Source organism: Actinomarinicola tropica, assembly GCF_009650215.1.
GTDB lineage: Bacteria > Actinomycetota > Acidimicrobiia > Acidimicrobiales > SKKL01 > Actinomarinicola > Actinomarinicola tropica.
On sequence record NZ_CP045851.1, the window covers coordinates 142,732 to 168,648 of the forward strand.

The following is a 25,917-nucleotide window of genomic DNA, read 5'->3' on the forward strand; positions in this document are numbered from 1 at the left end:
GTCGGTCAGGCGGGCGCGGGTTGCGCTCCCCGTACGAGCCGACCCGGCAGCGCGCCGGTGGATTCGCCGGCGGTGAAGGTCTCCTCGCCGGCCACGAAGGTGTGCAGGTAGCCCTCGGCCCGCTGGAGCAGCCGTCGGCCCCCGGCCGGGAGGTCGTGCACCGCCTCGGGGCGGTGCAGTCGGAGGTTGTCGTGGTCGATCACGTTGACGTCGGCCCGGTAGCCGGGGGCGAGGACGCCGCGGTCGAGGAGGCCCACGGTGCGCGCCGTGTCCCGGCACTGGCGGCGGATCAGCTCCTCGAGGGGGATGCGGCCGCTCGGGCGGTCCCGACCCCACCACTCGAGGAGGGTCGTCGGGAAGCTGCCGTCGCAGATCGTGCCCACGTGCGCGCCGCCGTCGGCCAGGCCCGGCACCGTGTGGTCGTGTCGGAGCATCTCGCCGACCACGTCGAGGTTGCCGTGGGCGTAGTTCAGGAACGGCACGTAGAACATCGCCCGGCCGTCGCCCTCCGCCAGAAGGTCGTAGGCCAGCTCCTCCGGCAGCACGCCGTCGGCCGCCGCGCGAGCCGCCAGGCTCGTCGCTGGGTCGGGCTCGTACACCGGCGGGTCGGTGACCTCCCACATCTGGTCGAAGCGGGCGAGCAGACGCCCGCCGAGTCGGGCCCGTTCGGTCTCGGCCCGCTGCGCGGCCAGCGCCCGCTCCCGGACGGCGGGGTCCCGCATGGCCCGTGCCGTCTCCGCCGCGGTCAGACCGGCGAGCTCCTGCTGGAACACCGGGTTGGAGAGGAACGGGTGCAGCGTGTTGTCGAGCCCGAAGAGCAACCCGACCGGTCGCACGGCGACCTGACCGGTCATCGGCAGACCGAGGTGGTTGGACTCGGTGATGAAGTCGAGCAGCTCGCGCCAGCGGTCGGGGTCGACGGGCGACTGGGCGATGCTGATCGACAGCGGGCGGCCCGACGCCTCGACCATCTCCCGCAGCATCGGCAGCTCGTCGCTGTCGCGCGGGAAGTCCGACACGATCTGGAGCACGCCGGTGCCGGTCTCGCCGATGGCCCGGGCGATGCCGACCAGCTCGTCGGCGGCGGCGGTGAGGGTCGGGGTCGGTTCGCCCCGGCTCGTCCGGTGGTTCAGCGTGCGCGAGGTCGTGAACCCGAGCGCGCCGGCACGGATGCCCTCGGCGGCGATGCGCCCCATCTCCGCGATGTCCTCGGGGGTGGCCGGCTCACGGTTCGCCCCCCGCTCGCCCATGACGTGCAGGCGCAGCGCGCCGTGCGGCACCTGGGCGGCGACGTCGATGTCGTGGGGCAGCCGGTCGACGGCGTCGAGGTACTCGGCCATCGACCGCCACTCCCACGAGAGGCCCTCGTGCAGCGCAGCGCCGGGGATGTCCTCCACACCCTCCATCAGCTCGATGAGCCGGTCGTGGTCGCGGTCGTGCACCGGTGCGAAGCCCACGCCGCAGTTGCCCATCACGACGGTGGTGACGCCGTGCTCCGACGACGGGTCGAGGCGTGACGACCAGGTGGCCTGGCCGTCGTAGTGGGCGTGGATGTCGACGAACCCGGGCGCGACGAGCGCGCCGTCGGCGTCGACCTCCCGGGCGCCCCGACCGGCCACCCGGCCGACCTCGACGACACGTCCGTCCCGCACCCCCACGTCGGCGGTGCGAGCCGGCGCGCCGGTCCCGTCCACGACCGTGCCGCCCCGGATCACCAGGTCGAGCTCGCTCACGTCGTCCCCCTCGTCGACTCGCGTGTGCGGCACAAAGGGTATCCCGAATCACCGTCGTCGGGAGGGGCCTACCGTCCGTGGAGCCGGTGGAGGAACGTCGCGAGTTGACCTCGCGTGACGAGGGCGTCGGGCTGGAACAGGCCGGTGCCGCCCACGCCGGTCGTGATGCCCTCGGCCTCGGCCCAGGCCACAGCCCCGGGGAGGATGTACCCGGTGGAGGCGTCGGGGAAGGTGGTCGGCGGGTGACCCCATGGCGTTCCTGCCGCCACCCACAGCGTGATGACGACGTCACCCCTCGTCATCGGACGGTCCGGCGAGAAGCGGAAGGGGCGGTCGCGGTCCCCGCGGTCGGGCCCATCCGTGGATCCCATCGTGCCGGTCTCGTAGACCCAGCCGACGGCGGCGGTGTAGTAGGCGTCACGCCGCACGTCGATGTGAGGGGCCGGCCGAGCAGGAGGGCTCCCCGCCAGCCGGTGCAGGAACGTCGCCACCTGGGCGCGGGTCACCGGGGTGTCCGGCTGGAAGAGACCCGTGCCACCGACCCCGGTCGTCAGGCGCCGCTCGACCAGCCACCCCACCGGCGTGGCGTAGTACGCGCCGGGCGGCACGTCGCTGAAGTGAGGAGAGAGCGGTCGTGCCGTGACGGCGACGGCGTCTCGGTCCGGTGGCGCGGCACCCGCCGGGCCGGTCGCCGCGCCGGTGAACGCGAGGACGAGTGCGACGGAGGCAGTGAATCGGTTCATGGGACGAAGGTGGGGGTGCCGAGCGGGGCGTACATGCGCTCGAGGAACGTGGCGAGCTGCCCGCGGGTGACCACGTCGTCGGGACGGAACTCGTTCGTGCCGCCGACGCCCGTCGTCACGCCCTCGGCCTTGGCCCAGGCGACGGCCCGGTAGTAGTAGGCGCCGGTGTTCGTCACGTCGGCGAAGCCCGGGGCCGGGTACGCGTCGGGCTCGCCGGCCAGGCGCCAGAGGAACGTCACGAGCTGGCCGCGGGTGACGGGCTCGTTCGGGGCGAACCGGTCGGTCCCGCCGACGCCGGTGGTCAGTCCCTCCTGGTGGAACCAGTCGACCGCCTCGGCGTAGAACGACGGCCGTTGCACGTCGACGAAGGGCGAGGGCGCGGCGGGCGGCTCGCCGGCGATCCGGTGGACGAACGTGGCCATCTGGGCGCGGGTCACCGGTCCGTCGGGCTGGTAGTTGCCGGTGCTGCCCACGCCGGTGGACAGGCCGGTCTGGCGCAACCACGCGATGGGGCCGCTGTAGAACGCGTCGGTGCGGACGTCGGCGAAGGGGCGGACCCAGCCGAAGTCGCCGACGAAGGTGTCCTCGGCAGGAGCGAAGTCGGTGCCGGCGAACGGACCGCCCGCTCCCGACGCGACGAGCGCCCAGTCGATCGAGACGGGGTTGCCGAGCAGGGACATCGGCACGTCGAGGGTCAGGTACCCGAACGCCGGCAGGTAGGTGGCCGACAGCGGCATCGAGTCCGGGCTGCCACCGCACCCGCCGGGGAACGCGGCGGTCTGCTGCGACACGGGGACGTCGCTGTTCACGGTCACCGCGACCATCCGGTCGGCCCCGGTGCAACCGGTGCGACGATCGCGGTCGAGGTCGACGTAGATCCCCAACCCCCAGAGCCCGGTGGGTGGGGCGTTCAGGAGGCGAGCCTCGACGCGCAGCACGCCCGCCGTCGGGTCGTACGACAGCTGGTACTCGTCGATGTCGAGGCCGCCGGCACCGCCGCTGTTGTCGCCGAGCGCGTCGGAGCGCCGGGCGCTCTGCCAGGTGACGGCGCTCGGCGCGACGTCGTCGGGCGGGGGCTCGGCGCCGCTCGCGGGCAGGGTCGTGGTGGCGACGAGGACCATGGCCATGGCCGCCGTCATCAAGGTTCGTCGCATCGCGTCCGCTCCAGGGTGTCGGGGGTGCGGTCGGGCAACCCGAGCCGCGCGCCGGCGAATGGATACCTCAACCTCCGACTCCGTGCTCGCCGAACCCGTCGTAAAGTTGACGAGATAGGTCGGGTTTCGCCTACCGTGCGACGCCGACCAGCGGCACCCCGCACCTCTCGACGACCGGAGCACTGACCACCGCCATGGGTTGGGACGCATGGATCACCCTCGCCGTGATCGCCGCGATGGTCGTCGCCCTGGTGAGCGAGCGGGTGGCGCCGACGGTGGCCGTGACCACCGCCGTCGTCGTCCTCTACCTCGTCGACGTCGTCGACTTCGACGGCGCCTTCGGCGGCCTGTCCAACGCCGCGCCGGTCACGGTCGCCGCCCTCTACGTCATCGCCGGCGCGGCCGAGCAGACGGGCGCGCTCGCCCGCGGGCTCGACGGGGTGCTCGGCGCCCGTCGGCCGGCGAGCGAGCGTCGTGCCGTGTGGCGGGTCAGCCGCGTCGCCGCCGGCGGGTCGGCGTTCGTGCCCAACACCCCGCTCGTCGCCCTCATGGTGCCGAGCATCGAGCAGTGGTCGCGCCGGCACGGGTTCAGCTCGTCCCGGGTGCTCATGCCGCTCTCGTACGCGGCGGTCCTCGGCGGCGTCATCACCATCCTCGGCACGTCGACGAACCTCGTCGTCAACGGGTTCCTCGACGCCGCGGGCGAGGAGCCCTTCGGCGTCTTCTCCATCACCCCGGTCGGGCTCCCCGTCGCGCTGGCGGGCGTCGCCGTCCTCGTCCTGCTGTCGCCGCTGCTGCTGCCGCGCCGTTCGACCCCCGGCGACCAGTTGGGCAGCGGCAGGGAGTACACGATCGAGATGGTGGTCACCGCGGGCGGCGGGCTCGCCGGGGCGTCGGTGGCCGACGCCGGCTTCGCCGAGCTCGACGGACTCTCGCTGGCCGCGGTCGACCGGCTGGGCCAGGTGGTCGCCCCCGACGCCGACGTCCGCCTCGAACCCGGGGACCACCTGCTCTTCACCGGACCGATCGACCGGATCCACGACCTCGAGAAGGTCGATGGGCTCGTCACCACGCACGAGGAGCTGTCCGCCCCCACCGGCCCCGACCGCAGCCACATGTTCGAGGCGGTCGTCGCCGACACCGGCCCCCTCGCTGGGCACACCCTCAAGCAGCTCGGCTTCCACGAGCGCCACGGAGCGACGGTGCTCGCCATCCACCGGGCGGGCGACCCGGCACGTGGTCCGATCGGCGACGTCGTGCTCCGCGGCGGCGACGTGCTCGTGCTCGTCGCCGAGGACGGCTTCCGCGACCGCATCCGCGACCTCCCCGACTTCCTCGTCGTCGCCCCCATGGAGGCCAGCGCCCCCGTGCGCCGCCCCGGCGGGCGGATCGTGCAGCTCGTCGTCCTCGCCCTCCTGCTGGCCACCGGCTCCGGCTTGGTCGACCTCACGCCGGCGTCGATCGCGGGCGCCTGGGCCCTCGTCGTCACCCGCGTCGTGTCGCCGACCGAGGCGGTCCGGTCGGTCAACTTCAACGTCATCGCCCTGGTGGCCATGAGCTTCGGCCTCGGGGCCGCGGCCGCCGAGAGCGGCCTGGCGGAGCGCTTCGCGGAGGTGCTGGTCGACCTCGGCGACCCCCTCGGCCACGTCGGCGTCCTGGTCGGGGTGATGGCGGCGACGCTCGTGCTCACCGAGCTGCTGAGCAACAACGCCGCGGCCGCGCTCATGTTCCCCGTCGCCGCCGCCATCTCGACCGAGACGGGCACCGATCTGCGCTCGCTCGCGCTGGGCGTGCTCGTCATGGCCTCGTGCTCGTTCCTCAGCCCGATCGGCTACCAGACCAACACGATGGTGTGGAGCATCGGCGGCTACCGCTTCTCCGACTTCACCCGGGTCGGCGTCCCCCTCACCGCGGTCGTCTTCGCCACCACCGCCCTCGTCATCCCGCTCGCCTACCCCCTGGCCACCTGACCTGCCACCCCGCGCTCTCCCGCGGCGCTCCCGCCGGCGCGCCCCTCACATATCCCGCTTCGTTGAACGGTGGAGCGCGAACACCGGGCTCGTCCGTTCAAGGAATTGGGGGTCTTCCCGCCCGGGGCGCGGACCGGTAGGGTGCCGTCGCCTTCCCCCTTACGTGAACGATCGCGAAGGGGACGGATGTCGACGGTCGATGGGGCGCTGGCCGCCCTTGCCCGGACGCAGCACGGGCTGGTCACGAGGGACCAGGCGTTCGAGCTCGGGGCCACGAGCGGCATGCTCAGCCGCCGAGCCCGCAGCGGCCGCATCGAGCGCGTCCTTCCGGGAGTCCTGCGGATCGGCGGTGCGCCGGTGACGTTCGCGCAACGGCTCCTCGGGGCCGTGCTCTGGGCGGGAGAGGGGGCACTGGCGTCGCACCGAGCCGCAGCACGCGTGCACGGGGCACTCTCCCGAGGCAGCGTCCCGATCGAGATCACCGTTCCCTACGAGCGCAACCCTCGGCACCGTGGCATCCGCGTCCACCGGTCTCTCGACCTGTGCCGAGCCGATCCCGTCGTGGTGGACGGCATCCCCGTCACGGGCTTGGCCCGGTCGATCCTGGACCTCGGGGCGGTGGCGCCCGCGCAGGTGACGCGGGCCGTCAACGCCGCACGGCGTGCGGAGGCCATCGAGTGGGACGACCTCCTGCGCGTGCTCGTCACCCACGAGCGGCAGGGTCGCCGCGGGGTCGCCGCTCTCCGCTCGGTGCTCGCTCCCCACTACCGCGATCTGCTCACCGACTCGAGCACCGAGGACCGGGCATACGCGATCCTCGAGCGGTCGGCGGTTGTGCCCCTGCCGGTGTCCCAGCACCCAGTGGTGTGCGCCGATGGGGTGGAGGTCACGGTCGACTTCGCCTGGCCCGAGCATCGTGCGCTCCTCGAGGTGTACGGGGTCGACCACCTCACCAACGAGCCTCTCCAGCACCTCGACCTCCACCGCCGCAACCAGATCGAGCTCGCCGGCTACCGGTTGCTCGTGTACACGGGGCGCCTCCTCGACCGCCAGCCAGACCAGTTCGTGCGGGACGTGCGCGGGATGCTGGCGCAGGCAGGCTGCCCTCTCCCGCTTCTCTGAACGCCTGGCGTCGGTGCTCGCACACAGAGGTTCAAAGTTGCCGGGCGGCTGGCACGATGGTGCGATGCGCAGACGAGGGGTGCTCGCAGGACTGGTGGCGCTGGCGGTGCTCGGGGGCTCGCTCGGTGCGGCCACGACCGCGGCGGACCGGGCCGAGGCCCAGGCCGCGGCGCCGGACCACGTGCTCGTCGACCTCGTGCCCGGGGCGTTCTACGAGCGGGCCGTGCGCTGGCTCCATGGCGAGGGCCACACGACCGGTTACCAGCCGGGCTGGTACGGCCCCGACCGCTCGATCACCCGTGCGGAGCTGATGACCCTGCTCTGGCGCATGGACGGGTCGCCGCCGGCACCGGCGTCCGGGTTCCCCGACGTGCGACGCGACGCCTTCTACACCCGAGCGATCGACTGGGCGGTGCACGAGCGCATCACCACGGGCGTGGGGCAGACGGGCCTGTTCATGCCCGCCGCCACCGTCGACCGGGCCCAGCTCGTCACCATGCTGTGGCGGGCCGACGGCAGCCGCCGCCACGGTCCGGCGCCGTACCCCGACGTCGTGCGCAGCGCCTACTACGCCGGCGCCGTCGACTGGGCCCACGCCACCGACCTCACCACCGGCGTCGGCCAGACCGGCCTCTTCCAGCCCCACGCGCTGCTGACCCGCGGTCAGGCGGCCACGTTCCTGCACCGCCTCGAGGGGGAGGAGGCGCCCCGCTCGCCGGCGCTGCCCGCCTACAGCTCGTCGGTCGCCACCGTCACCGCCGCCGACCTGCCCCACTCGTGGCGCAGCGGCTGCCCCGTGCCCCCGAGCGACCTGCGTCGCCTCACCGTCCGCCACATCGGCTTCGACGGCCGACCGACCACCGGCCCCCTCGTCGTGCACCGCGACGCGGTCACCGCGGTCGACAACGCCTTCCGCCACATGTACGACAGCCGCTTCCCCGTCCAGCGGGTCGCCCAGGTCGACGTCGTCGGCGGTGACGACGACGCGGCGATGGCGGCCAACCTCACGACGGCGTTCAACTGCCGCCGCGTCACCGGCGGCACCAGCTTCTCCGAGCACGCCTACGGCCGGGCGATCGACGTCAACCCGCTCCAGAACCCCTACATCTCCCGCAGCGGGCAGGTGCTCCCCCCGGGCGGGTGGCCCTACGTGAACCGGGGATGGGCGCCGGGCGTCATCCTCGAGGGCTCGGCGCCGGTGGTCGGCTTCGCGGGTCAGGGCTGGGCCTGGGGCGGCCGCTGGACGTCGCCGAAGGACTACCAGCACTTCTCGGCCACGGGCCGTTGAGCCGGCTCCTCCCGACCCGATGACCGTCCTCGTCGACGAGGCGATCTGGCCGTGGCGCGGCCGGCGCTGGGCGCACCTGGTCTCGGACCGCGACCTCGACGAGCTGCACGCCCTCGCCCACGCCATCGGGATGCCGTACGTGGCGTTCCAGGGCGACCACTACGACGTCCACGAGGACCTGCGCGACGCGGCCATCGCGCTCGGCGCGGTGCCGACGCCCGGCCGGGACCTCGTGCGGGCCCTGCGCGCCGCGGGCCTGCGCCGACGGGGCACGCCGACCTGGGCGTGGACGGCGCGGCACGACCTCAGCGTCCTCGGCCCGGGGGAGGGCGTCGACGTCACCCGCGGGCTGCTCGCCACCTCGCAGTCCCGCGAGGCGGGGCTCGACGCCGACACCCGGGCCGCCGCGGTCGAGGCCGTCGCCCGCCTCGAGTCCCGCACCGGCCTCGACGAGGTCGGCCTGGCCGTGCGACCGGGCGAGCTGCTCCTCATCGCATCCGTCGCGGTGTCCCTGCCGCCCGACCGTGCCGCGGCGCTCGTCGGCCCTCCGCTGGAGCGGGTCGCGGCCACGGCGACGATCCACCGGGCGACGGGGGAGCGGGGGACGTTCGTCGAGCTCGCGGTCGACGTCGACGTGCCGACGCCCTAGGAAGCGGGCGGCTCAGCCGCGCTGGACGTCGATGCCGGCGAGGATGCGGTCGAGCATGTAGGCGAAGTGCTCGTCGTGCGACAGCTCGGTGAGGTAGCGGGCGACGCGGCCGAGGTCGAGGTTGTCGTGCGCGGCCGGGAGCATGCCCCGGATGCGGTCGTCGGTGATCTCGACCTCGTCGGCGTGGGCGTGGCCCGCCATGACCTCCTCCTGGTCGCAGCGGGCGAGCACGAACGACACCAGGCCCGCGAACGCCCGGGTGGCCTCCTGCTCGTCGTAGCCGGCCTCGACCATGAGGCTGATGGCGTCGTCCATGATCCGCCACGACATGGCGGGCGGGGCGGCCTGGCGCAGCAGGTGCCCGGCGACGCCGGGGTAGCGGTGCAGCTCGACCCGCCACGCGTGGGCGTAGTCCCGGATCTGGTCGGTCCACGGCCGACCGTCGTGGGCCAGGCGCAGGTCGGCTCCCACCCGCTCGACGACGAGGTCGAGCAGCACGCCCTTGTTGGGCACGTGGTGGTAGAGCGCCATCGGGGTCACGCCGATGACGTCGGCGAGACGACGCATGGTGACGGCCTGGATGCCCTCGGTGCGGACGAGCTCGAGCGCGGCGGTGACGATGTCGTCCCGGGTCAGGCCGCCCCGCCGGTTGTCCGGCGGAGGTGTCGTCGCGGCGTTCGTCACGTGGCCACGCTACCCACGCGCCCGGCCGGGACCCGAAATCGACCGGGCGTCGACCGGGAGGTGGGCCGGCTCGTGGAGCGCCGACCCACCTCCCGGACCCTCAGTCGAAGGCCATCGTCGACGCCTGCACGGGACGGGCGCGCAGGCTGACGGCGCTGGCGAGGTGCGTCGCGGCGGTGGCCACGAGCGGCACGGCGACGACGAGGAGGAGGACCTGGATCCACGGGAACACGACCGTCGTCGGGTCGTAGGAGCCGGCGTCGGCCGCTGCCGACACGACCCAGGTGGGGACGAAGCCGAGCGGGACGCCGATCACGGTGCCGGTGGCGGCGAGGACGAGCGCCTTGGTCGCCGCGAGCCGCCGCAGCGTCGACGGACGGGCGCCGATCACCGCCAGCACGTCGCGCTCGTCCTTCGTCTCGGCGGCCGAGAGGGCGAGGCCGAGGCCGACGACACCGAGGGCCACGGCCGTGGCGACGGCGAGGATGGCGGTGGTGACGAGGGCCGTGGACGGGGTCCAGGGCGGGTCGTCGAACGAGAGCGACACGACGGGCCCACCCTGCACGATCCACCCGTCCTCCTGGATGTCGCGCAGAGCATCGCGCTGGGCCTGTGTGAGCGGGGCCGGCGAGCGGAGGTACGTGCCCGCGGGCTCGATGGAGAGGCCGAGCTCGGTGGCGAGCTCCTCGGTGATGAGGTCCTGCGGCAGGAGCCGGACGTCGACGACCGCCGCGTCGAGTCGCAGCCCTGTCGGGCGCCCCTGGTCGTCGACGAGGACGGGGTCGCCCGGGACGACGGGCAGGGTGCCCATGGGTTCGACGAACGCGTCCATCCACTCGCCGATGACCGCGCCGCGCTCCCGGAGGGCGTCGTGGACGGCCGGGTCCAGGTCGAGCGCCTCGAGCGTGGCAGCGTCGGCGACGAGGAGCGGTCCGCTCACCATCCGCGTCGCGCCGTCATCGGTCGCAGAGGTCTGCGCCCCGACGTCCGAGGGGACGCGGGCCGCCCGGGTGGGCACGACCTCGGCGTCGGGGAGCACGGCGAGCAGCTCGGCGATCGACTCGGCGGTCGGACGGCCGAGGTCGCGACCGGTCCGGCTGTCGTAGGAGGTCACGCTGACGAGCTCCTCGGGGAGGGACCAGAAGTTGCTCGCCTCCTCCTGCACGGCGGTGAACCACACGGTCGACGCGGCCACCGCGCCGGCGGACACGCAGGCGACGGCTGCGACCACGGCACCGGTGCGGGTCCGCTGCCGGGCCACGCTGCGCGCGGCCAGCCGTGACGTTCCCGTGAGCCGCCCGGCCAGCGGCTCGAGGCGGGCGATGAGCGCCGGTGCCATGGCGCAGGTGCCGAGGATCACCCCGAGCGCCCCGGCGATGCCGGTGAGGACGAAGAGCCAGGTGGCGTCGCCGCCGGCCCTGCCGTCGCGGACGGCGCCGGCCGTGGCCACGGCGAGCAGGGCCAGCCCGCCGACGCAGGCCGTGGCGCCCCACACCACCACCCGTCGGGGGTACGGACCGACGGGTCGGCGTCCGGCGAGGGCCTGGAGGACCGAGGTGCGGATGGCCACGCGGGCGGGGATGAGGGCGGCCACCGTCGCCGCCAGGGTCGCCAGCACGAGGACCGGGACGAGGTCGCCGGGCCGCACGTCGTAGGAGGGGATGCGGCGGTCGACGATCCGTTCGACGACGGGCTGGCCGACCTCGAGGGCGAGGAGGGCGAGGCCGATGCCGGCGATCCCGCCGAGGAGGCCGACCACCGACCCCTGCAGGGCCAAGGTCCAGCGCAGCGTGGCGTCGCTCGCGCCGTTGCCCATCAGCTGGCCGATGAGCCGGAGCTGGCGGCGGGCGGTCACCGCGAACGCGGCGGTGATGACGACGCCGACGATGACGAAGGCCACGGTGCCCCCGACCCACGACCACACGATCGCCAGCTGGGCACGCTCGTCGTCCGCCCCGGCGTCCGTGAAGCGGTTCTCCGTCCAGCGGGCCTCGAGGGCGGCGAGCAGCTCGGGCTGGGGCTCGAAGGACGCCGGAAGGTCGATGACCGTGGCGGTCGCGACGTACCGCTCCGGCAGCTCGGCCACCAGGTCGACGAGCGTCCCCTCGGCGCCGGCGTCGACCATGACGGCCAGGCGGTCGAGGTCGTCGCGCCAGCGGGCGGTACCGACGACGGTGGCCTCGGCGTCGACCGGTCGTTCCAGGGCGAGCCTGTCGGCGACCGCGAGGTCGAGCTCTCGGGCGAGCTCGGTCGAGATCAACACCTCGTCGGGACCGTTCGGCACCCGACCGTCGAGGTCGTCCATCACCATCGACCAGTCGGGTCCGAACGGCACGTGGTCGGTGACCTCGATCCACTCGCGCTGGTCGTCGGTGGTCATGGCACGGACGGTGCCGCTGCGGACGGTGGTGACCGTGCCGTCGGCGGTGAGCTGTGCGATGGGGTCGCTGGGCGCGAGCGCTGCCTCGCGCACCACGATGTCGGCGGAACCCCATCGGGCCTCGAAGGCGTCGGCCGGCGTGCGGTCCATCGTCCGGACCATGACGGCGAAGCCGGTCAGCGCCACGACCGGGACGATGACGAGGAGCATGACCACGAGGCTCCGCCACGGCCGGCGGATGACCTCCCGGCGGGCGAGCCGGAGCGCGACGTTGGCGGCGCTCACGCCGGGCTCACGGTGTCGTGATCGCCGGACGCGAGGTCGGCGGCCGAGGCGTAGGACCGCATGACGGCTTCGTCGACGACCGAGCCGTCACGCAGGTAGACGACCCGGTCCGCCCACGCCGTGAACCGCGGCTCGTGGGTGACGAGCAGGATCGCGGTGCCCCGGTCCCGGGCGAGCGACGAGAGCAGGTCGATCACCGAGTCGGCGGCGAGCGTGTCGAGCGCGCCGGTCGGCTCGTCGGCGAAGAGGACCTTGCGGGTGCCGGTGATCGCCCGGGCGATCGCGATGCGCTGCTGCTGGCCGCCCGAGAAGTCGTCCGGGTACCGATCGAGGTGACCGGACAGGCCGACCTCCTCCAGCGCGGCGACCGACTGCATCCGGGCCTGGCGGCGGTTCATCCCGTCGAGCTCGAGCGGCAGCATCACGTTCTCGACCGCCGTCAGCGACGGGATGAGGTTGAGCCGCTGGAAGACGAAGCCGACGTCGTTGCGGCGCAGCGAGGACAGCTCGGCCACCGATGCGTCCCCCAGGTTCCGGCCGCAGGTGACCACCTGGCCGGAGGTCGGCGCCTCCAGTCCGCCGGCGACGTGGAGGAGGGTCGACTTGCCGCAGCCCGAGGGGCCCATGACGGCGACCAGCTCCCCCGGGTCGATCGACAGCGACACGCTGTCGAGGGCTCGGGTCTCGGTGCTGCCGCGGCCGAAGACCTTGGTGACACCGTCGAAGGTGACGATGGGGCGGGGGGTCATGTCCGGTTCCTCCGGGTTCGTGCGGCACGCGTCCGCCGTGACGTGGATCGAGGGGCCGACGGGTCGGCCGAGGGGTGGGGGTCGGTGCCGGGGCCGGCGTCGGGCGGCGTGCCGAGGAGCTCGGCCGCGGTCGCGGCGGCGATCCGGGCCTCGCAGCGGTCGAGCCAGCGGAGGTCGGCCTCGGTGCGCATCATCACGGCATCGGCGACGAGGCCGGCGGCGAAGGCGTGTGCGGGGTCCGACGCACTCTCGGCGGCAGCCCGACGGCGGGCCTGGAGCACCTGCACCAGGGCGGTGCGCTGCCGGGAGAGCACGTCGAGGGCGTGGTCGCGCCCGAAGGGCAGGGCGAGGAGGAGCTTGATGAGCAGGACGTCGCGCGGCGGGGGATCGTCGCCGGGCACCTCCTCCCACCAGGTCTGCAGCTCGTCGCGTCCGGCGTCGGTCAGCCGGTAGAGCTTCTGGCCATCCGACTCGTCCATCGTGACGAGGCCGTCGCGCTCGAGGCGGTCGAGGGTCGTGTACACCTGACCGACGTTGAGCGGCCAGGTGCCGCCGGTGGCGGCCTCGAACCGCGTCTTCAGCTGGAACCCGTAGCTCGGTCCCTCCTCGAGGAGGGACAGCAGCCCTTCACGCACGCTCACATACTCAGTATGCATACCGAGTATGGAAGTGTCAACGGTGTCGTCGGGCACGTCCGCCCCCGGAGCGCCCGGTAGGTTGCTGCCGACCACGCACAGGGGGACCCGCATGCCCGTCGATCCGCAGACCCAGGCGATCCTCGACCTGGTGAACGCCGCCGCCGCCGAACCGGTCGAGCGCACGCCGGCGACCAGCCGCGAGGCCTACCGCGGCCTGGCGGCGACGCTGCCGCCGGGGCCCGACGTCGCCGCCGAGGACCGCACGATCCCCGGCCCGGCCGGCGAGGTCCCGGTCCGGGTCTACCGGCCCGAGGGCGACGGGCCCTTCCCCGCGCTGGTCTTCCTGCACGGCGGCGGGTGGACGATCGGCGACCTCGAGACCCACGACCACCCCGCCCGCACGCTCTGCGCCGAGGCGGGCGTGGTCGTCGTGTCGGTCGACTACCGGCTGGCGCCCGAGCACCCGTTCCCTGCGGCGTTCGACGACGCCTGGGCGGCGCTGCGGTGGGTGGCCGACCACGGCGCGGACATCGGCGTCGATCCGACCCGCCTCGCCGTCGGGGGCGACAGCGCCGGCGGCAACCTCGCGGCCGTCCTCGCCCTGCGTGCCCGGGAGGAGGGCGGTCCGGCGCTGCGGTTCCAGCTGCTCGTCTACCCGGCGGTCGACATGCGGCGGGGCACCGAGGAGCACTACCCGTCGCTGCGCGAGAACGCCGAGGGCTACCTGCTCACCTTCGACACCATGCAGTGGTTCGGCGACAACTACCTCGGCGACGACCTCGACAGGACCGATTGGCGGGTGTCGCCGCTCCTGGCCGCCGACCACAGCGGGCTGCCGCCGGCGCTCGTCATCACGGCCGAGTTCGACCCGCTGCGCGACGAGGGAGCGGCCTACGTCGAGGCGCTGCACGACGCCGGCGTCCCGGTGACCCACACGCTCTACGAGGGCACGATCCACACCATGTACCAGCTCGCCCCGTTCATCCCCGCGGGTGCCGAGGCGCTCTCGGAGTCGGCCGAGGCGCTGCGCGCCGCCCTGTTCGACGCGTGAGCGATCCCCGCTCGCCCGCCGCCCCCTCGCCCCATCGGGACGTCGTGTGGCACGACGGCGGCCTCGACCGCACCGCCCGCCAGGAGGCGCTCGGGCACGCCGGCGCCACGGTGTGGCTCACCGGGCTCTCGGGGTCGGGCAAGTCCACCGTCGCCTTCGAGGTCGAGCGTCGGCTGGTGGCGTCGGGTCGCCCCGCCTACGTCCTCGACGGCGACAACCTGCGCCACGGCCTCAACGCCGGGCTCGGGTTCTCGGCCGAGGACCGTGCCGAGAACGTCCGGCGGGTCGGGGAGGTCGCACTGCTCCTCGCCGACGCCGGCGTCGTCGCCCTCGCCCCGCTCGTCAGCCCGTACCGGGTCGACCGGGCGCGCGTCCGGTCCCGCCACGAGAGCGCGGCACTGCCGTTCCTCGAGGTCCACGTGGCCACGCCGCTCGAGGAGTGCGAGCGCCGGGACCCGAAGGGGCTCTACGCCAAGGCGCGGGCCGGGGAGATCAGCGGCATGACCGGCATCGACGACCCGTGGGAGCCGCCCGAGCACCCCGACCTCGTCCTGGCCGCCGGCAGCGCCGACGACCACGCGGCGGCGATCGTCGCCCTCCTCGCCGAGCGTGGGATCGCCGCGCGCGTCTGACCCGGCCCGCCCTCGCCGGGTGGCCCGCCTAGCATCCGGGACGGACGACGACCGAGGGAACCGGGCCATGGGCGACACGGCGACGCAGGCGGAGCGGGGGGCCACCACGCGCCCCGAGCTCGCCCTCCCTCGTCCGCTGTGGTCCCTCCGGCGGATGGCGCTGATCGTCGGGCTGCCCCTCCTCGTCGTGCTCGCCGTCTTCGTGTTCAGCCTCCTCGACCGCCGTGAGCTGTCGACGACCACCGTCGCTGGTCCCATCGACCGCGTCGTGGTGCAGGTCGCACGCGGTGACGTGGAGCTCGTGCCCGCCCAGCCGGGCACCACCGACGTCTCGGTCGAGTCGATCTCGCGGTGGCGGTTCATGCGTCCGACCGCGGAGGTGGTGCAGGCCGAGCGCGAGCGCGACGTCGTGCGCATCGACGCCGGGTGCCCGCGCGTCGTGCTCGTGGTGGGCGTCTGCGCCGTCGACTTCCTCATCGAGGTGCCGCCCGGGGTGCAGGTCTTCGTCCGCACCGACGACGGCGAGGTCGTGGCCGAGGGCCTCGACGGCTGGGCTCGGTTCGTCACGTCCGGCGGAGGGGTGAGCGCGACGGGGCTGCGCAGCGACGAGATGCTCGTCGAGTCCCACGGCGGCGCGGTCGACCTGGACTTCGCGTCCGCCCCCAGCCGCGTCGACGTGACGAGCGACGGGGGCGCCGTGTCGCTGACGGTCCCCGACGCCGAGCCCTACGACGTCCGCACCGCAGGGTCGTCGGGCGAGCTCGACATCGGCATCGAGGACGTGGGCGACGCCGAGCGGGTGCTCCGCGTCCGCGGCGGGGACGTCACGATCCGTCCGACCTGAGGCCCTGCGGACGCCCCCCTGGGGTACCGTCCCGGCCCATGACCCTGCTCGATCCGTCGCTCGCCGAGGACGCCCGTTCGCTCCTCCCCGACGTCGTCGACCTCCGGCGCCGCATCCACCGCCGTCCCGAGATCGGCCTCGACCTCCCGGTGACCCAGTCGGCGATCCTCGAGGCGCTCGACGGCTTGCCGCTCGAGGTCACGACCGGCACCGCCCTCTCGTCGGTCACCGCCACCCTCGTCGGGGCACGGCCGGGCCGACGGGTCCTGCTCCGCGGCGACATGGACGCCCTCGTGATGCCCGAGGACACCGGCGTCGACTTCGCCAGCGAGAACCCCGGCGCCATGCACGCCTGCGGCCACGACGCCCACGTCGCGATGCTCGTCGGGGCGGCCCGGATGCTCTGCGCCCGGCGCGACGAGCTCGAGGGGTCGGTGCGCTTCATGTTCCAGCCGGGCGAGGAGGGTTCCGGGGGCGCGGTCCACATGATCGACGAGGGGGTGCTCGACGGGGTCGACGCCGCCTTCGCCATCCACGTCACCCCCAACCTGCCCTCGGGGTGGGTCGCCACCCGCCCCGGTCCGCTCATGGCGTCGGCCGACGAGGTGTTCGTCACCGTCCGAGGGCACGGCGGCCACGCGTCGACGCCCCACTTCACGGCCGACCCCGTCCCGGTCGCCTGCGAGATCGTCGGCGCGGTGCAGACCGCGATCACCCGGCGGGTCGACGTCTTCAACCCCGCCGTCGTCACCATCGCCCAGATCCAGGCCGGCACGACCACCAACGTCATCCCCGAGACGGCATCGCTGTCGGGCACCATCCGCACCACCTCGGAGCGCACGCGCTCGCGCGTCCACGAGGACCTGGAGCGCCTCGCCACCGGCATCGCCGCTGCGCACGGGATGGAGGCCGACGTCCGCATCGAGCGCGGCTACCCGGTGACGGTGAACGACGCCGACGCCGCGCAGCTGGTGCTCGACGTGGCCCCGACCGTGGTGGCCGAGGGCGCGCGGGTCGTCGAGGCGCCGGCCCCGACGATGGGCGCCGAGGACTGGAGCTACGTGCTCCAGCAGGTGCCGGGGGCCATGGCCTTCCTCGGCGTGTGCCCGCCCGACATCGCCGATCCGCGCGAGGCGCCGGCCTGCCACTCGAACCGCATGCGGCTGGACGAGCCGGCCATGGCGACCGGCACGGCGCTGCACGCAGCGATGGCGCTGCGGATGCTCGAAGGGTGACGCCCCGCACCGGACGCCTGCTCGGCGCGGCGATGGTCCTGCTCGCGGCGGTCGGCGGCGTCGCCCTCTTCGTCACCCGCGACGACGGGGGTGACCCGGCTCCGCCGCCGCCGGACGACGCCGCACCGGTGGTGACGACCACGACGGCACCTCCGGTGGTCGGCGCGATCGACCTGGGCAGCGGCGTCACGCTCGACCCGATCGGCGAGGTCCCCGGTGCCACCGCGCTCTCGATCGTCGACGGCGAGGTGCGGGCGACCGACGCGTCGTCGGGTGCCCGCTACGTGGTCGCGACGGGTGGCGGCGCCGCCGAGGTGGAGGGGCCGCTCACGTTCGGTTCGCAGAGCCGACTCGACCGCTCCGAACCGACCCCCGACGGTGCCGACCGGTGGGTGGCCGAGGCGACCCAGCTCCACCGCATCGACGACGAGGGCGAGATCCTCGACTCGGTCACCCTCGAGGTCCCCGGGGCGGTCAGCGCGATCGACGACCAGGCGGTGTGGCTCACCGTCAGCGGGGTGCCGGCCGCACACACCGGCGGGGGCCCCGGGGCCCAGAGCGTGCTCCAGCGGGTCGATCGCGAGACCCTCGAGGTGGTCGCCCGCCCGCTCGAGGACCCGACCAACTTCCGGTTCGCGCTCGGCGACGGGGTGGTGTGGGTCACGGTCGGCCGCACGCTGTACCGGCTCGATCCGATCACCCTCGAACCGACCGGAGAGGTCGAGCTGGACGAGGCTGCGAGCGCTCTGCTCGTCGGAGCCGACGGCGAGGTGCTCGTCGTGGTCGGCGGCGAGGAACCGGCGCTCGTGCGCGTGGGGCCCGGCGACCTGGCGGAGATCGGCCGGGTGGCGCTCGGACCGGGGTCGGTCGGAGATGCGGTGGTCGTGGGCGATCGGCTGGGACGGGACGGCGAGGTCTGGATCACCCGGCCGTCCGACGACGCGGTGCTGCGGGTCGAACCTGCGAGCGGCGCGGTCGAGGAGGTGGCGGTCGTGGCGCCGTTGCGGGTCGACGTGGACGAGCGCGGGGACGTCTGGCTGCTCAGCGGAGCGGCCGGGGGCACGCTGCTGCGTGCCGCGTCGCCGACCGGCTGATCAGCGGCCCGAACCTCGGACCGAGCCGACGAGGGGCTCGCCGTCGATCGACTGGGCCGCGCAGGTGACCTCGCGGTCGTCGTCGTCCACCCACGTCTCCTCGGTGGGCGCCAGCCAGACGAGTCCGAGCTCGGAGCCGCTCAGGGGGACGCCGACGTACTCCTCGAAGGTCGGCTGGCAGAGCGTCTGCGCGTCGGCGTCCCGCGCCGCGGCGCCGGGGAACGGCTCCCCCGCGTCGTCCCGGAAGCGCGTGACCGCGATGACCTCGGCCAGGTGCGGTTCGTCGCAGTCGACGATCTCGACGCGGGTGAGGACCAGCTCGTCGTCCTCCTCGCCGTCCTCGGGGGAGGCACCGAAGCAGTCGCCGACCGCGAGGTCGAAGACCGACACCGCGGTGGTGGTCGAGGTCGCCTCCGTCGTGGAGGTGGTGGAGGAGCTCGTCTCGTCGGGGACGGTCGTGGCCGTCGTGGGGGAGGTCGTCGGCTCGCCGTCGCGCTGGGCCGTCGCCGCCAGCCAGGTGCCGACGCCACCGAACGCGACGACCAGCAGGGCCACGCCGATCCACCCCCAGGGCACCCGTCGCGTCGGCTCGTCCAGCTCGTGCTCGCGCCGGCGTGCCCGACGTGGCGGCTCCCGGTCGAGCTCGAGCGGCTCGACCCGCCGGATCGTGAAGGGCTGTTGGACCTTGGGATCGGTGGGCGGCGGCACGGGCACGCCGGGCGGTCGTCGTCCGCCGTCGTCGCCGGACGGACCGGGCCGGGACGCGCGCCGGGGGCCCGGTTCGGCCTCGGGCGGGTACCACCGACCGTCGGACGCCCGCCACCAGCCGGGCCCCTGCGAGCTGTCGCTCATCCCGCCTGGTGCGCGGTGCGGCGCGCCTCCCGCGAGTCGCGGATGGCGGCGAGGAGCTTGATGCGTGCGCCGCTGCGCAGCAGCGAGCTCTCGTAGATGCGACCGGCGAGGCGCACCATGCCCCAGATGGCCAGCAGCATGAGCACGATCGAGAGGGCGACCTCCCACGGCGCGGCCTCGCCCTGGGTGATGCGAGCCGGCATCGCCATCGGCGCGACCGGGGGCAGCTGGGAGAGGATCCGCGAGGCTGTGGACTCCGGGTTCGGGGCGATGACCCCGAGCGTCACGAAGTACGCGGCGAGGACGACGTAGACGAGGGGGCTCGACGCGCTCTGCGCGTCCTCCTGGCGGCTCACGAGCGACCCGGCGGTGGCGTAGCCCACGGCGTAGAAGCTGAAGCCGAGGACGAACCAGAGCACGAGCCAGCCGAGCGAGGGCAGCACCGCGGAGGGCACGTCGGCGACGTCGACGAGCAGCGCGGCGGTCACGCCCGCGGCGCCGACGAGGAGCAGCTGCCCGATGCCGAGCAGACCGATGCCGAGCACCTTGCCGGCCAGCAGGGCCCGGGCCGGCATCGCAGCGACGATCAGCTCGACGACGCGGGACGACTTCTCCTCCAGCACGCCGGTGAGCACCCACGCCCCGTAGCTGTTGATGGCGATGAACAGGACGACGACGCCGATGAACGCCATCGCGCCGGAGGTGTCGTCGTCGCCGCCGTCCTCGCTGGTGCGCACCTCGACCGGCGTGATGTCGACCGCGGCGGCGGCCTGCTCGGGGTCGAGGCCCGCAGCGGCGAGCTGCTCCATCAGCCGCGTCTGGCTCACGGCCAGTCCGACCGACGCCACCAGACCGTCGGGGGGTTCCTCGTCGGCCACGAGCTCCTCGCCACCGACGAGGACCGCGTCGAGCTCGTCGTCCGCCGTCGCCGCCTCGGCGTCGGCGTCGTCGGGCAGGTGGACGACCGTGACCTCGGCGTCCTGCGCGGCCACGGCGAGCTGGAGCGTCTCCTCGAAGCCCTCCGGCACCGGTCCGACGACGCCGAGCTCCCACTCGGTCGGAGAGTCGGAGAAGAACACGGCCGGGACGACGACCATGGCCACGACGCCGGCGACCGTGAGCGCGGTCGAGATGAGGAAGCTCTTCGAGCCGCCGCGGGTGGTGACCTCGCGCCGGGCGACGAGGCGGATGTGCTGCCAGGTGCGCAGGTCCCTCACGCCGTGACCTCGCTGCGGGACACGGCCCCGCCGACGGCCTCGACGAACAGCTCCGAGAGGGAGGGCGGCTCCCAGCGGAAGCCTCGCACGTCACCCGCCTCGCGGGCCGATGCGAGCAGCACGTCGACGTCGAGCGACGACGGTACGAGCGCGCCGACCGCGCCGTTGCGGCGCACGAGGTCGAGGACCTCGGGCGAGGGCGGGGTCCAGTCGACCGCGCCCTCGAAGGTCACCTCGACCCGCCGCTGCTCGCTGGCCGCGCGGATGGCCTCGATCGTCCCGGACCGCACGGCGCGGCCGCGGTGGATGATGACGACGTCGTCGCACAGCGCCTCGACGAGGTCGAGCTGGTGGCTGGAGAAGATGATCGTGCGGCCCTCGGCGGCCTGCTCGCGCAGCACCTCCTCCATGGATGCCACGCCGAGCGGGTCGAGGCCCGAGAAGGGCTCGTCGAGCACGAGCAGCTCGGGGTCGTGGACGAGCGCCGCCGCGAGCTGCACCCTCTGCTGGTTGCCGTGCGACAGCGCCTCGACCGGGTCGTCGGCCCGCTCGCCGAGCCCGAGCTCGTCCAGCCACCGCCGCGCCGCGCCGTCGGCGTCGGCGCGGTCCATCCCGTGGATCTGCCCGAAGTACGACAGCTGCGCGGCGCACGGCATCTTCGGGTACAGCCCCCGCTGCTCGGGCATGTACCCGAACCGGCGCCGCACCGACGCGTCGACGGGGGCGTCACGCCACAGCACCTCGCCCGCATCCGGCTCCACCAGGCCGAAGATCGAGCGCATGGCGGTCGTCTTGCCGGCACCGTTCGGGCCGAGGAACCCGAGGAGGCGGCCCTCCTGCGCCTCGAAGGAGAGGCCGTCCAGGGCGACGACGTCGCCGTAGTGGCGGCGCAGGCCGCGGAGGGAGAGCACGGGCTCGACCTTAGAGGCGGCCGTGGGGGCTCCGTCGCGCGCCGATACCCTCCGAGCCGATGGGCCCGCGCACGATCGTCGAGAAGATCTGGGATGCGCACCGGGCATCGGGCGAGGGCACGGCGATCGTCGCCGACCGCGTGATGATCCACGAGCGCCAACTCGGCACGCTTGGTCGCATGGCCGCCTCCGGTGTGCCGGTCCCCGGCGCGGCCCAGGTCGTGGCCTGCGCCGACCAGCAGATGCCCACCGGGGGGTCCGGCCCGGACGGCGACGCGGGTGTGGGCCTCGACCTCGACACCGGGGAGATCCCCGCCGCCGACGCCCAGGTCCTCGCCGCCCTCGACCGCCTGGAGGCGTCGAGCGAGCTGATCGACGTGCCCGTGTTCGGGCCGGGCGACCACCGCGGCGGTGTCATGAACGTCGTCGCGCCCGAGCAGGGGATGACGCTGCCCGGGGCGCTCGTCGTGGGGGCCGATCGCCACATGTCCACCCACGGCGCCTTCGGGGCCATCGGCCTCGCCCTCGACGACGCCGAGCTGACGGCCTACCTCGCCGACGGCACCATCGACCGTCCGCGCCCCCGGGTGGTGCGCGTCACCGTCGCCGGACAGCTGGGATCGCTCGCCGGCGCCAAGGACCTCGCTCTCTGGGTGCTCGCTCGCCTGGGGCCCACCACCGCCGCGGGTGCGGTGGTCGAGATCGGCGGCCCGACCGTGCGGCGGCTCGACGTCGACGCCCGCATGACCTTGTGCAACCTGCTCGTCGAGTCGGGGGCCCTGACCGCCGTCGTCGAACCGGACGACACCACCTTCGCCTACCTCGAGGGCCGGCCCTTCGCCCCGTCGGGCTCCGAGTGGCACCGCGCGGTGGCCGGCTGGCGCCAGCTGCGCACCGACCCCGGCGCCGAGCTCGACGCCGAGCTGGGGCTCGTCGCCCCGGACGTCGAGCCGCACGCGTCGTGGGGCACGGCGGCGTGGCAGGCCACCACGCTCGCCGGTCGTGTCCCCGCCCCGGATCCTGACGACCCCGTCCGCCGGGCGGCCGACGAGCGCGCGCTCGTCGACCAGCAGCTCGAGCCCGGCTCGCCCCTCGCCGACATCTCCGTCGACCACGTCTTCGTCGGCTCCTGCGCCAACGGGCGGCTCGACGACATCCGCGCCGTCGCCGAGCTCCTCCGTGGTCGCCGGGTCGCGGTGCCCACGTGGGTGGTGCCCGGGTCGCGCACGGTCGCCCGCCAGGCCGAGGCCGAGGGCCTGCACCGCGCCATCCGCGACGCCGGCGCCGAGTGGCGCTCCGCCGGGTGCTCGCTGTGCATCGGGGTCAACGGCGACGCCGTCGCCCGAGGCGCCCGGCTCGCCTCCACCGCCAACCGCCCCGAGCGCGGCCTCGTCGGCCCGGGAGCACGGGTCCACGTGCTCGGCCCGGCCGCTGCGGCCGCCTCGGCCCTGACCGGCCACCTCACCGACCCGCGGTCGCTGCGTTGAGCGTCCTCCGCCCGGCCGCCCTGCTCCGGGCGCGCCGGCTCCTCGTCGTCGGGCCGCGGTCCATGCCGCGTCGGCTCGCCCGGGTGGCGCTCGGCGGCGCCCTCATCGGGACCGGCGCGGCGCTCATGATCACCGCCGACCTCGGGGTCACGCCGTGGGACGTGCTCGTGACCGCCGCCAGCGGCCACACCGGCATGTCGGTCGGCGTCGCCGGCGCTGTCCTCAGCCTGGTGCTCTACGCCCTCTGCGCGCCGTTCGGCCGGCTCCCCGGATGGGGCAACCTCGTGCTCCTCGTCGTCATCAGCGCCGTCGTCGACACCGGGCTGCACCTCCTCTCCGAGCCGTCGCTGCTCGCCGGTCAGCTGGCGATGTTCGCCGTCGGCGTGCCCGTGCTGTGCCTGGGCGTCGGCCTCGTCGTCGCCGCCGACGTCGGCGTCGGACCGCTGGAGATGGTGATGCTCGTCGCCACCGATCGCGGGGCTCGGCTCACCCGGGCGCGGGTCGTCATCGAGGGCACGACCCTCGTCGTCGGCTGGCTGCTCGGCGGCGCGATCGGCGTCGGCACCGCTGTGTTCGCCGTGGTCGCCGGCCACCTCATCGCCCTCGCGCTGCGCCTCCAGGGCGCGATGCCCGAGGCGCCCGACGCCGTCGACCCCACGGCACCGAGCCCCGTCTGACCCGGCGGCGCTCGACGTCGCGTCAGTCCGCGAGCGCTCGTCGCACCCGGATGGGCCCGCGCCACTCGTCGTCGTGCCCGAGGCGCCGGCCGCGCTGGAGCACCTCGACGTCGCCGGAACCGGCCATGTGACGGAGCACGACGCGCACGTCGTCCATCGAGCGCCGCCAGCTGTCGCCGCCGACGACGCGCGCCACGTCCGACGGGCAGAACGTGCGCTCGCCGCGCCGTGACGCCAGCGCCTCGATCGTGGCGGCGATCCGCTCGTCCCGGGACGTCGCGGTCGGCTCGTCCCACCAGGGGTGGCCCCGCTCGCCGAGCGCCACATTGGCGGCGTGCACCCGGTCCCGGGCGTTGCGCTCCGCCCCCTCGTCGCCGGCACGACGGGCGGCGCCCACGGCACGCCGGGCGTCCATCAGCTCCCCGACCAGCTCGGTCCGCAGAGCCTCGGGGATCGACGGGTCGCTCGCCCGCCAGCGCCGGCCGTCGACGACGACCCACCGCCCGTCGGCGGTGGTCTCGACCGGGGTGTCGTCGGCAGCCACGCCCGTCCCCTACCCCCGCCACGTCCGACATCGCACGGGGCGCGCGGATCCGTCGTCGCTATCGTGCCGAGCGGTGACGGTGACGACGGTGTTGCTCGACCTCGACGGCGTGGTGCGTCGGTTCGACCCCACGCACCGCATCGGCGTCGAGCTGCGCCACGGCATCGAGCCCGGCTCGCTCGCCGCCGTCGCGTTCGCTCCCGACGAGGTGGAGCCCGTCGTGACCGGCCGGCGCACGCGGGCCGAGTGGGTCGAGCGGGTCGGTCGTGCGATCGGCAACCCCGGGGCCGCTCGTGAGTGGCTCGATGCCAGGGGCCAGGTCGACCACGGCCTGATGACGGTCGTCGACCGGCTGCGGGGCGCGGGCACGCCCGTGGCCGTTCTCACCAACGGCACCGACACCATCCCCGTCGAGCTGGTCGAGCTGGGCATCGCCGGGCGCTTCGACGTCGTGTTCAACAGCGCCGAGATCGGGTTGACCAAGCCCTCGCCCTCGGTCTTCGCTCACGTGTGCGACCAGCTCGGCGTGGAGCCCGCCGAGGTGTTCTTCACCGACGACACCGAGGGGCACGTGCTCGCCGCGTCCCGGCTCGGGATGGTCGCCCGCCTCTACGAGGGCCTCCGTCCGTTCGTGCGCCACCTGGCCGAGCTCGGCCTCGACCCGGGCCTCGGCCTCGACCGTCCCGCCGACCGGTAGGCGTCGTCCTCCGGCGGGGCTCTGGCAGACTCCGACGATGCCGCTCCCGCCGCACGGCCGCCCGGCCGACGAGGTCCTGGCCGAGCTCGATGCCCTGCAGGGGGGTGACGTCGACTGGAAGGGGGGTCGGGTCTTCAGCCTCGCCTACTTCGCCGGCGACGAGATCTACGGGGTGGCGCGCGCGGCCAACGACCGGCTCCTGTCGGCGAACGCCCTCAACACGGCGGCGTTCCCGAGCCTGAAGCAGATGGAGGCCGACGTCGTCGCCACCGTCGCCGGCTGGCTCGGTGCCCCCGAGGGCGTGGCGGGCTCGATGACCACCGGGGGGACCGAGAGCCTCGTCCTCACCGTCCTCGCCGCCCGCGAGCGCGGCCGCCAGATGGGGATCACCGAACCGAACATGGTCCTGCCCCTCTCTGCGCACGCCGCGTTCGAGAAGGGGGCCCACTACTTCGACGTCCGGTCGGTGCGCGTCCCCGTCGGCGACGACTTCCGCGCCGACCCCGACGCCATGGCGGCCGCCATGGACGAGAACACCGTGCTCGTCGCGGCGTCGGCGCCCCAGTACCCCCAGGGCGCGATCGACCCGGTCGAGGAGATCGCTGCCCTGGCCGCGGCTCGCGACGTGAACTGCCACGTCGACGCCTGCATGGGCGGCGTCGTCCTGCCGTATCTGCGACGCCTCGGGGAGCCGATCCCCCCGTTCGACTTCTCCGTCGACGGCGTCACGTCGATGTCGATCGACCTGCACAAGTACGGCTACACCGCGAAGGGTGCGTCGGTGCTGCTGCACCGGGACCGCCAGCGTCGCCGTCACCAGACGTTCGTCACCGACAACTGGACGGGCGGGCTCTACGGCAGCACCGGGGTGCTCGGCACGAAGAGCGGGGGGCCGATCGCCGCGGCGTGGGCCGTCCTCCAGCACGTCGGCGACGACGGGTACCTCGAGCTCGCTCGGGTCGCCCGCGACGCCCAGGTGCGCCTCCGGCGGCGGCTCGACGCCATCGAGGGCGTGTCGGTCCTCGGCGACACCCCGGCGACGCTCGTCGCCTTCGGGGTGGACGGCGCCGATCCCTTCGCCGTGGCCGACCTGCTCGCCGCCGACGGGTGGTACGTCGACCGGCAGGGCCCGCCGCCGTCGCTGCACTGCACCGTGCACGCCGGCCACGCGGGCACCGTCGAGGCGTTCGCCGACGCGGTGGAGGCGGCCGTCGCGAGCGCGCGGGCCTCGGCGGCCTCCGGCGAGGCCGGGGCCTACGGCACGCTCGACTGAGCCACGGT

23 protein-coding genes and 1 pseudogene are annotated in these 25,917 nt (G+C 74.3%); 13 read left to right on the plus strand and 11 right to left on the minus strand.

The window, feature by feature from the left end; genetic code table 11:
* Positions 1–5: 5 nt before the first annotated feature.
* From GH723_RS00665 to GH723_RS00675, 3 genes are all read right to left on the minus strand, one after another.
* Positions 6–1,733 carry an N-acyl-D-amino-acid deacylase family protein gene (locus tag GH723_RS00665; RefSeq protein WP_153757846.1) on the minus strand — a complete coding sequence of 576 codons (1,728 nt, stop codon included), beginning with the start codon at positions 1,731–1,733 and terminating at the stop codon, positions 6–8.
* 68 nt (positions 1,734–1,801) lie between these two features.
* Positions 1,802–2,476, minus strand: a complete 675-nt coding sequence (locus GH723_RS00670) for an S-layer homology domain-containing protein (protein ID WP_153757847.1) — start codon at positions 2,474–2,476, stop codon at positions 1,802–1,804.
* On the minus strand, positions 2,473–3,630 hold the full coding sequence (locus tag GH723_RS00675; protein ID WP_195210437.1) for an S-layer homology domain-containing protein: 1,158 nt from the start codon (positions 3,628–3,630) through the stop codon (positions 2,473–2,475). The genes GH723_RS00670 and GH723_RS00675 overlap by 4 nt, the downstream gene beginning before the upstream one ends.
* A gap of 194 nt (positions 3,631–3,824) precedes the next feature.
* On the opposite strand from GH723_RS00675, the gene GH723_RS00680 reads away from it, so the two are divergent.
* The 4 genes from GH723_RS00680 (at position 3,825) to GH723_RS00695 (ending at position 8,659) form a co-directional block, all read left to right on the plus strand.
* Positions 3,825–5,600: an SLC13 family permease gene (locus GH723_RS00680; RefSeq protein ID WP_153757849.1), complete on the plus strand. Its 1,776-nt coding sequence runs from the start codon at positions 3,825–3,827 to the stop codon at positions 5,598–5,600.
* Between the two features lie 186 nt (positions 5,601–5,786).
* Positions 5,787–6,722, plus strand: a complete 936-nt coding sequence (locus GH723_RS00685; protein WP_153757850.1) for a type IV toxin-antitoxin system AbiEi family antitoxin domain-containing protein — start codon at positions 5,787–5,789, stop codon at positions 6,720–6,722.
* A gap of 64 nt (positions 6,723–6,786) precedes the next feature.
* Positions 6,787–8,010: a M15 family metallopeptidase gene (locus GH723_RS00690; RefSeq protein WP_195210438.1), complete on the plus strand. Its 1,224-nt coding sequence runs from the start codon at positions 6,787–6,789 to the stop codon at positions 8,008–8,010.
* A 19-nt stretch (positions 8,011–8,029) separates the two neighbouring features.
* Entirely contained in the window at positions 8,030–8,659 is a 630-nt protein-coding gene (locus tag GH723_RS00695; protein WP_153757852.1) for a DUF4031 domain-containing protein, read from the plus strand.
* 12 nt (positions 8,660–8,671) lie between these two features.
* On the opposite strand, the gene GH723_RS00700 is transcribed toward GH723_RS00695, so the two are convergent.
* The 4 genes from GH723_RS00700 to GH723_RS00715 all read right to left on the minus strand — a co-directional run bounded on the left by GH723_RS00700 (position 8,672) and on the right by GH723_RS00715 (position 13,398).
* On the minus strand, positions 8,672–9,343 hold the full coding sequence (locus tag GH723_RS00700; RefSeq protein WP_153757853.1) for a TetR/AcrR family transcriptional regulator: 672 nt from the start codon (positions 9,341–9,343) through the stop codon (positions 8,672–8,674).
* A gap of 100 nt (positions 9,344–9,443) precedes the next feature.
* Entirely contained in the window at positions 9,444–12,008 is a 2,565-nt protein-coding gene (locus GH723_RS00705) for an FtsX-like permease family protein (protein WP_153757854.1), read from the minus strand.
* Positions 12,005–12,757 (minus strand): ABC transporter ATP-binding protein, encoded by a 753-nt coding sequence (locus tag GH723_RS00710; protein ID WP_153757855.1) that lies wholly within the window; start codon positions 12,755–12,757, stop codon positions 12,005–12,007. Before GH723_RS00710 ends, GH723_RS00705 begins: the two co-directional genes overlap by 4 nt.
* Positions 12,754–13,398: a PadR family transcriptional regulator gene (locus GH723_RS00715; RefSeq protein WP_153757856.1), complete on the minus strand. Its 645-nt coding sequence runs from the start codon at positions 13,396–13,398 to the stop codon at positions 12,754–12,756. Before GH723_RS00715 ends, GH723_RS00710 begins: the two co-directional genes overlap by 4 nt.
* A gap of 106 nt (positions 13,399–13,504) precedes the next feature.
* On the opposite strand from GH723_RS00715, the gene GH723_RS00720 reads away from it, so the two are divergent.
* The 5 genes and pseudogenes from GH723_RS00720 to GH723_RS00740 all read left to right on the plus strand — a co-directional run bounded on the left by GH723_RS00720 (position 13,505) and on the right by GH723_RS00740 (position 18,251).
* Positions 13,505–14,446, plus strand: coding sequence for an alpha/beta hydrolase (locus GH723_RS00720; protein WP_153757857.1), 942 nt, complete (start codon positions 13,505–13,507; stop codon positions 14,444–14,446).
* 41 nt (positions 14,447–14,487) lie between these two features.
* A pseudogene (gene cysC / locus GH723_RS00725) lies at positions 14,488–15,078 on the plus strand (adenylyl-sulfate kinase); the annotation flags it as partial.
* Positions 15,079–15,145: 67 nt separating this feature from the next.
* Positions 15,146–15,922, plus strand: a complete 777-nt coding sequence (locus GH723_RS00730; protein ID WP_153757859.1) for a DUF4097 family beta strand repeat-containing protein — start codon at positions 15,146–15,148, stop codon at positions 15,920–15,922.
* Between the two features lie 38 nt (positions 15,923–15,960).
* Positions 15,961–17,157: a M20 metallopeptidase family protein gene (locus GH723_RS00735; protein WP_153757860.1), complete on the plus strand. Its 1,197-nt coding sequence runs from the start codon at positions 15,961–15,963 to the stop codon at positions 17,155–17,157.
* On the plus strand, positions 17,154–18,251 hold the full coding sequence (locus GH723_RS00740; RefSeq protein WP_153757861.1) for an NHL repeat-containing protein: 1,098 nt from the start codon (positions 17,154–17,156) through the stop codon (positions 18,249–18,251). Before GH723_RS00735 ends, GH723_RS00740 begins: the two co-directional genes overlap by 4 nt.
* Here the strand turns inward: GH723_RS00740 and GH723_RS00745 are convergent, their stop codons facing one another.
* From GH723_RS00745 to GH723_RS00755, 3 genes are read right to left on the minus strand one after another with little or no spacing between them, the layout of a single operon-like run.
* Positions 18,252–19,103: a septum formation family protein gene (locus GH723_RS00745; protein ID WP_153757862.1), complete on the minus strand. Its 852-nt coding sequence runs from the start codon at positions 19,101–19,103 to the stop codon at positions 18,252–18,254. It abuts the gene before it with no gap.
* A complete protein-coding gene (locus GH723_RS00750; protein ID WP_195210439.1) occupies positions 19,100–20,320 on the minus strand; it encodes an ABC transporter permease in 1,221 nt (406 codons plus the stop codon). The genes GH723_RS00745 and GH723_RS00750 overlap by 4 nt, the downstream gene beginning before the upstream one ends.
* Complete coding sequence (locus GH723_RS00755) at positions 20,317–21,231, minus strand: ABC transporter ATP-binding protein (RefSeq protein ID WP_153757864.1); 915 nt, start codon at positions 21,229–21,231, stop codon at positions 20,317–20,319. Before GH723_RS00755 ends, GH723_RS00750 begins: the two co-directional genes overlap by 4 nt.
* 59 nt (positions 21,232–21,290) lie before the next feature.
* Here GH723_RS00755 and GH723_RS00760 point away from each other — a divergent pair, with 59 nt between their 5' ends.
* Both GH723_RS00760 and GH723_RS00765 read left to right on the plus strand, forming a co-directional pair.
* The gene (locus GH723_RS00760; RefSeq protein ID WP_153757865.1) at positions 21,291–22,718 is read left to right on the plus strand and encodes an aconitase family protein; all 1,428 of its coding nucleotides are present in this window, start codon (positions 21,291–21,293) and stop codon (positions 22,716–22,718) included.
* Positions 22,715–23,395 (plus strand): YczE/YyaS/YitT family protein, encoded by a 681-nt coding sequence (locus GH723_RS00765; RefSeq protein WP_153757866.1) that lies wholly within the window; start codon positions 22,715–22,717, stop codon positions 23,393–23,395. Before GH723_RS00760 ends, GH723_RS00765 begins: the two co-directional genes overlap by 4 nt.
* A 22-nt stretch (positions 23,396–23,417) precedes the next feature.
* Here the strand turns inward: GH723_RS00765 and GH723_RS00770 are convergent, their stop codons facing one another.
* Entirely contained in the window at positions 23,418–23,939 is a 522-nt protein-coding gene (locus tag GH723_RS00770) for a DUF3253 domain-containing protein (RefSeq protein WP_153757867.1), read from the minus strand.
* Between the two features lie 73 nt (positions 23,940–24,012).
* Between GH723_RS00770 and GH723_RS00775 the strand changes: the two genes are divergently transcribed.
* Both GH723_RS00775 and GH723_RS00780 read left to right on the plus strand, forming a co-directional pair.
* A complete protein-coding gene (locus GH723_RS00775; RefSeq protein ID WP_153757868.1) occupies positions 24,013–24,636 on the plus strand; it encodes an HAD family hydrolase in 624 nt (207 codons plus the stop codon).
* Between the two features lie 37 nt (positions 24,637–24,673).
* Positions 24,674–25,909 carry a pyridoxal phosphate-dependent decarboxylase family protein gene (locus GH723_RS00780; protein WP_153757869.1) on the plus strand — a complete coding sequence of 412 codons (1,236 nt, stop codon included), beginning with the start codon at positions 24,674–24,676 and terminating at the stop codon, positions 25,907–25,909.
* The last annotated feature ends 8 nt before the right edge of the window (positions 25,910–25,917 follow it).

What these genes read in the sequence shown, in the direction of transcription:
- GH723_RS00670 (WP_153757847.1), bottom strand. Translation starts at nt 2,476, where the DNA reads ATGAACCGATTCACTGCCTCCGTCGCACTCGTCCTCGCGTTCACCGGC.
- GH723_RS00675 (WP_195210437.1), bottom strand. Translation starts at nt 3,630, where the DNA reads ATGCGACGAACCTTGATGACGGCGGCCATGGCCATGGTCCTCGTCGCC.
- GH723_RS00680 (WP_153757849.1), top strand. Translation starts at nt 3,825, where the DNA reads ATGGGTTGGGACGCATGGATCACCCTCGCCGTGATCGCCGCGATGGTC.
- GH723_RS00685 (WP_153757850.1), top strand. Translation starts at nt 5,787, where the DNA reads ATGTCGACGGTCGATGGGGCGCTGGCCGCCCTTGCCCGGACGCAGCAC.
- GH723_RS00690 (WP_195210438.1), top strand. Translation starts at nt 6,787, where the DNA reads ATGCGCAGACGAGGGGTGCTCGCAGGACTGGTGGCGCTGGCGGTGCTC.
- GH723_RS00695 (WP_153757852.1), top strand. Translation starts at nt 8,030, where the DNA reads ATGACCGTCCTCGTCGACGAGGCGATCTGGCCGTGGCGCGGCCGGCGC.
- GH723_RS00710 (WP_153757855.1), bottom strand. Translation starts at nt 12,757, where the DNA reads ATGACCCCCCGCCCCATCGTCACCTTCGACGGTGTCACCAAGGTCTTC.
- GH723_RS00720 (WP_153757857.1), top strand. Translation starts at nt 13,505, where the DNA reads ATGCCCGTCGATCCGCAGACCCAGGCGATCCTCGACCTGGTGAACGCC.
- GH723_RS00730 (WP_153757859.1), top strand. Translation starts at nt 15,146, where the DNA reads ATGGGCGACACGGCGACGCAGGCGGAGCGGGGGGCCACCACGCGCCCC.
- GH723_RS00735 (WP_153757860.1), top strand. Translation starts at nt 15,961, where the DNA reads ATGACCCTGCTCGATCCGTCGCTCGCCGAGGACGCCCGTTCGCTCCTC.
- GH723_RS00745 (WP_153757862.1), bottom strand. Translation starts at nt 19,103, where the DNA reads ATGAGCGACAGCTCGCAGGGGCCCGGCTGGTGGCGGGCGTCCGACGGT.
- GH723_RS00760 (WP_153757865.1), top strand. Translation starts at nt 21,291, where the DNA reads ATGGGCCCGCGCACGATCGTCGAGAAGATCTGGGATGCGCACCGGGCA.
- GH723_RS00780 (WP_153757869.1), top strand. Translation starts at nt 24,674, where the DNA reads ATGCCGCTCCCGCCGCACGGCCGCCCGGCCGACGAGGTCCTGGCCGAG.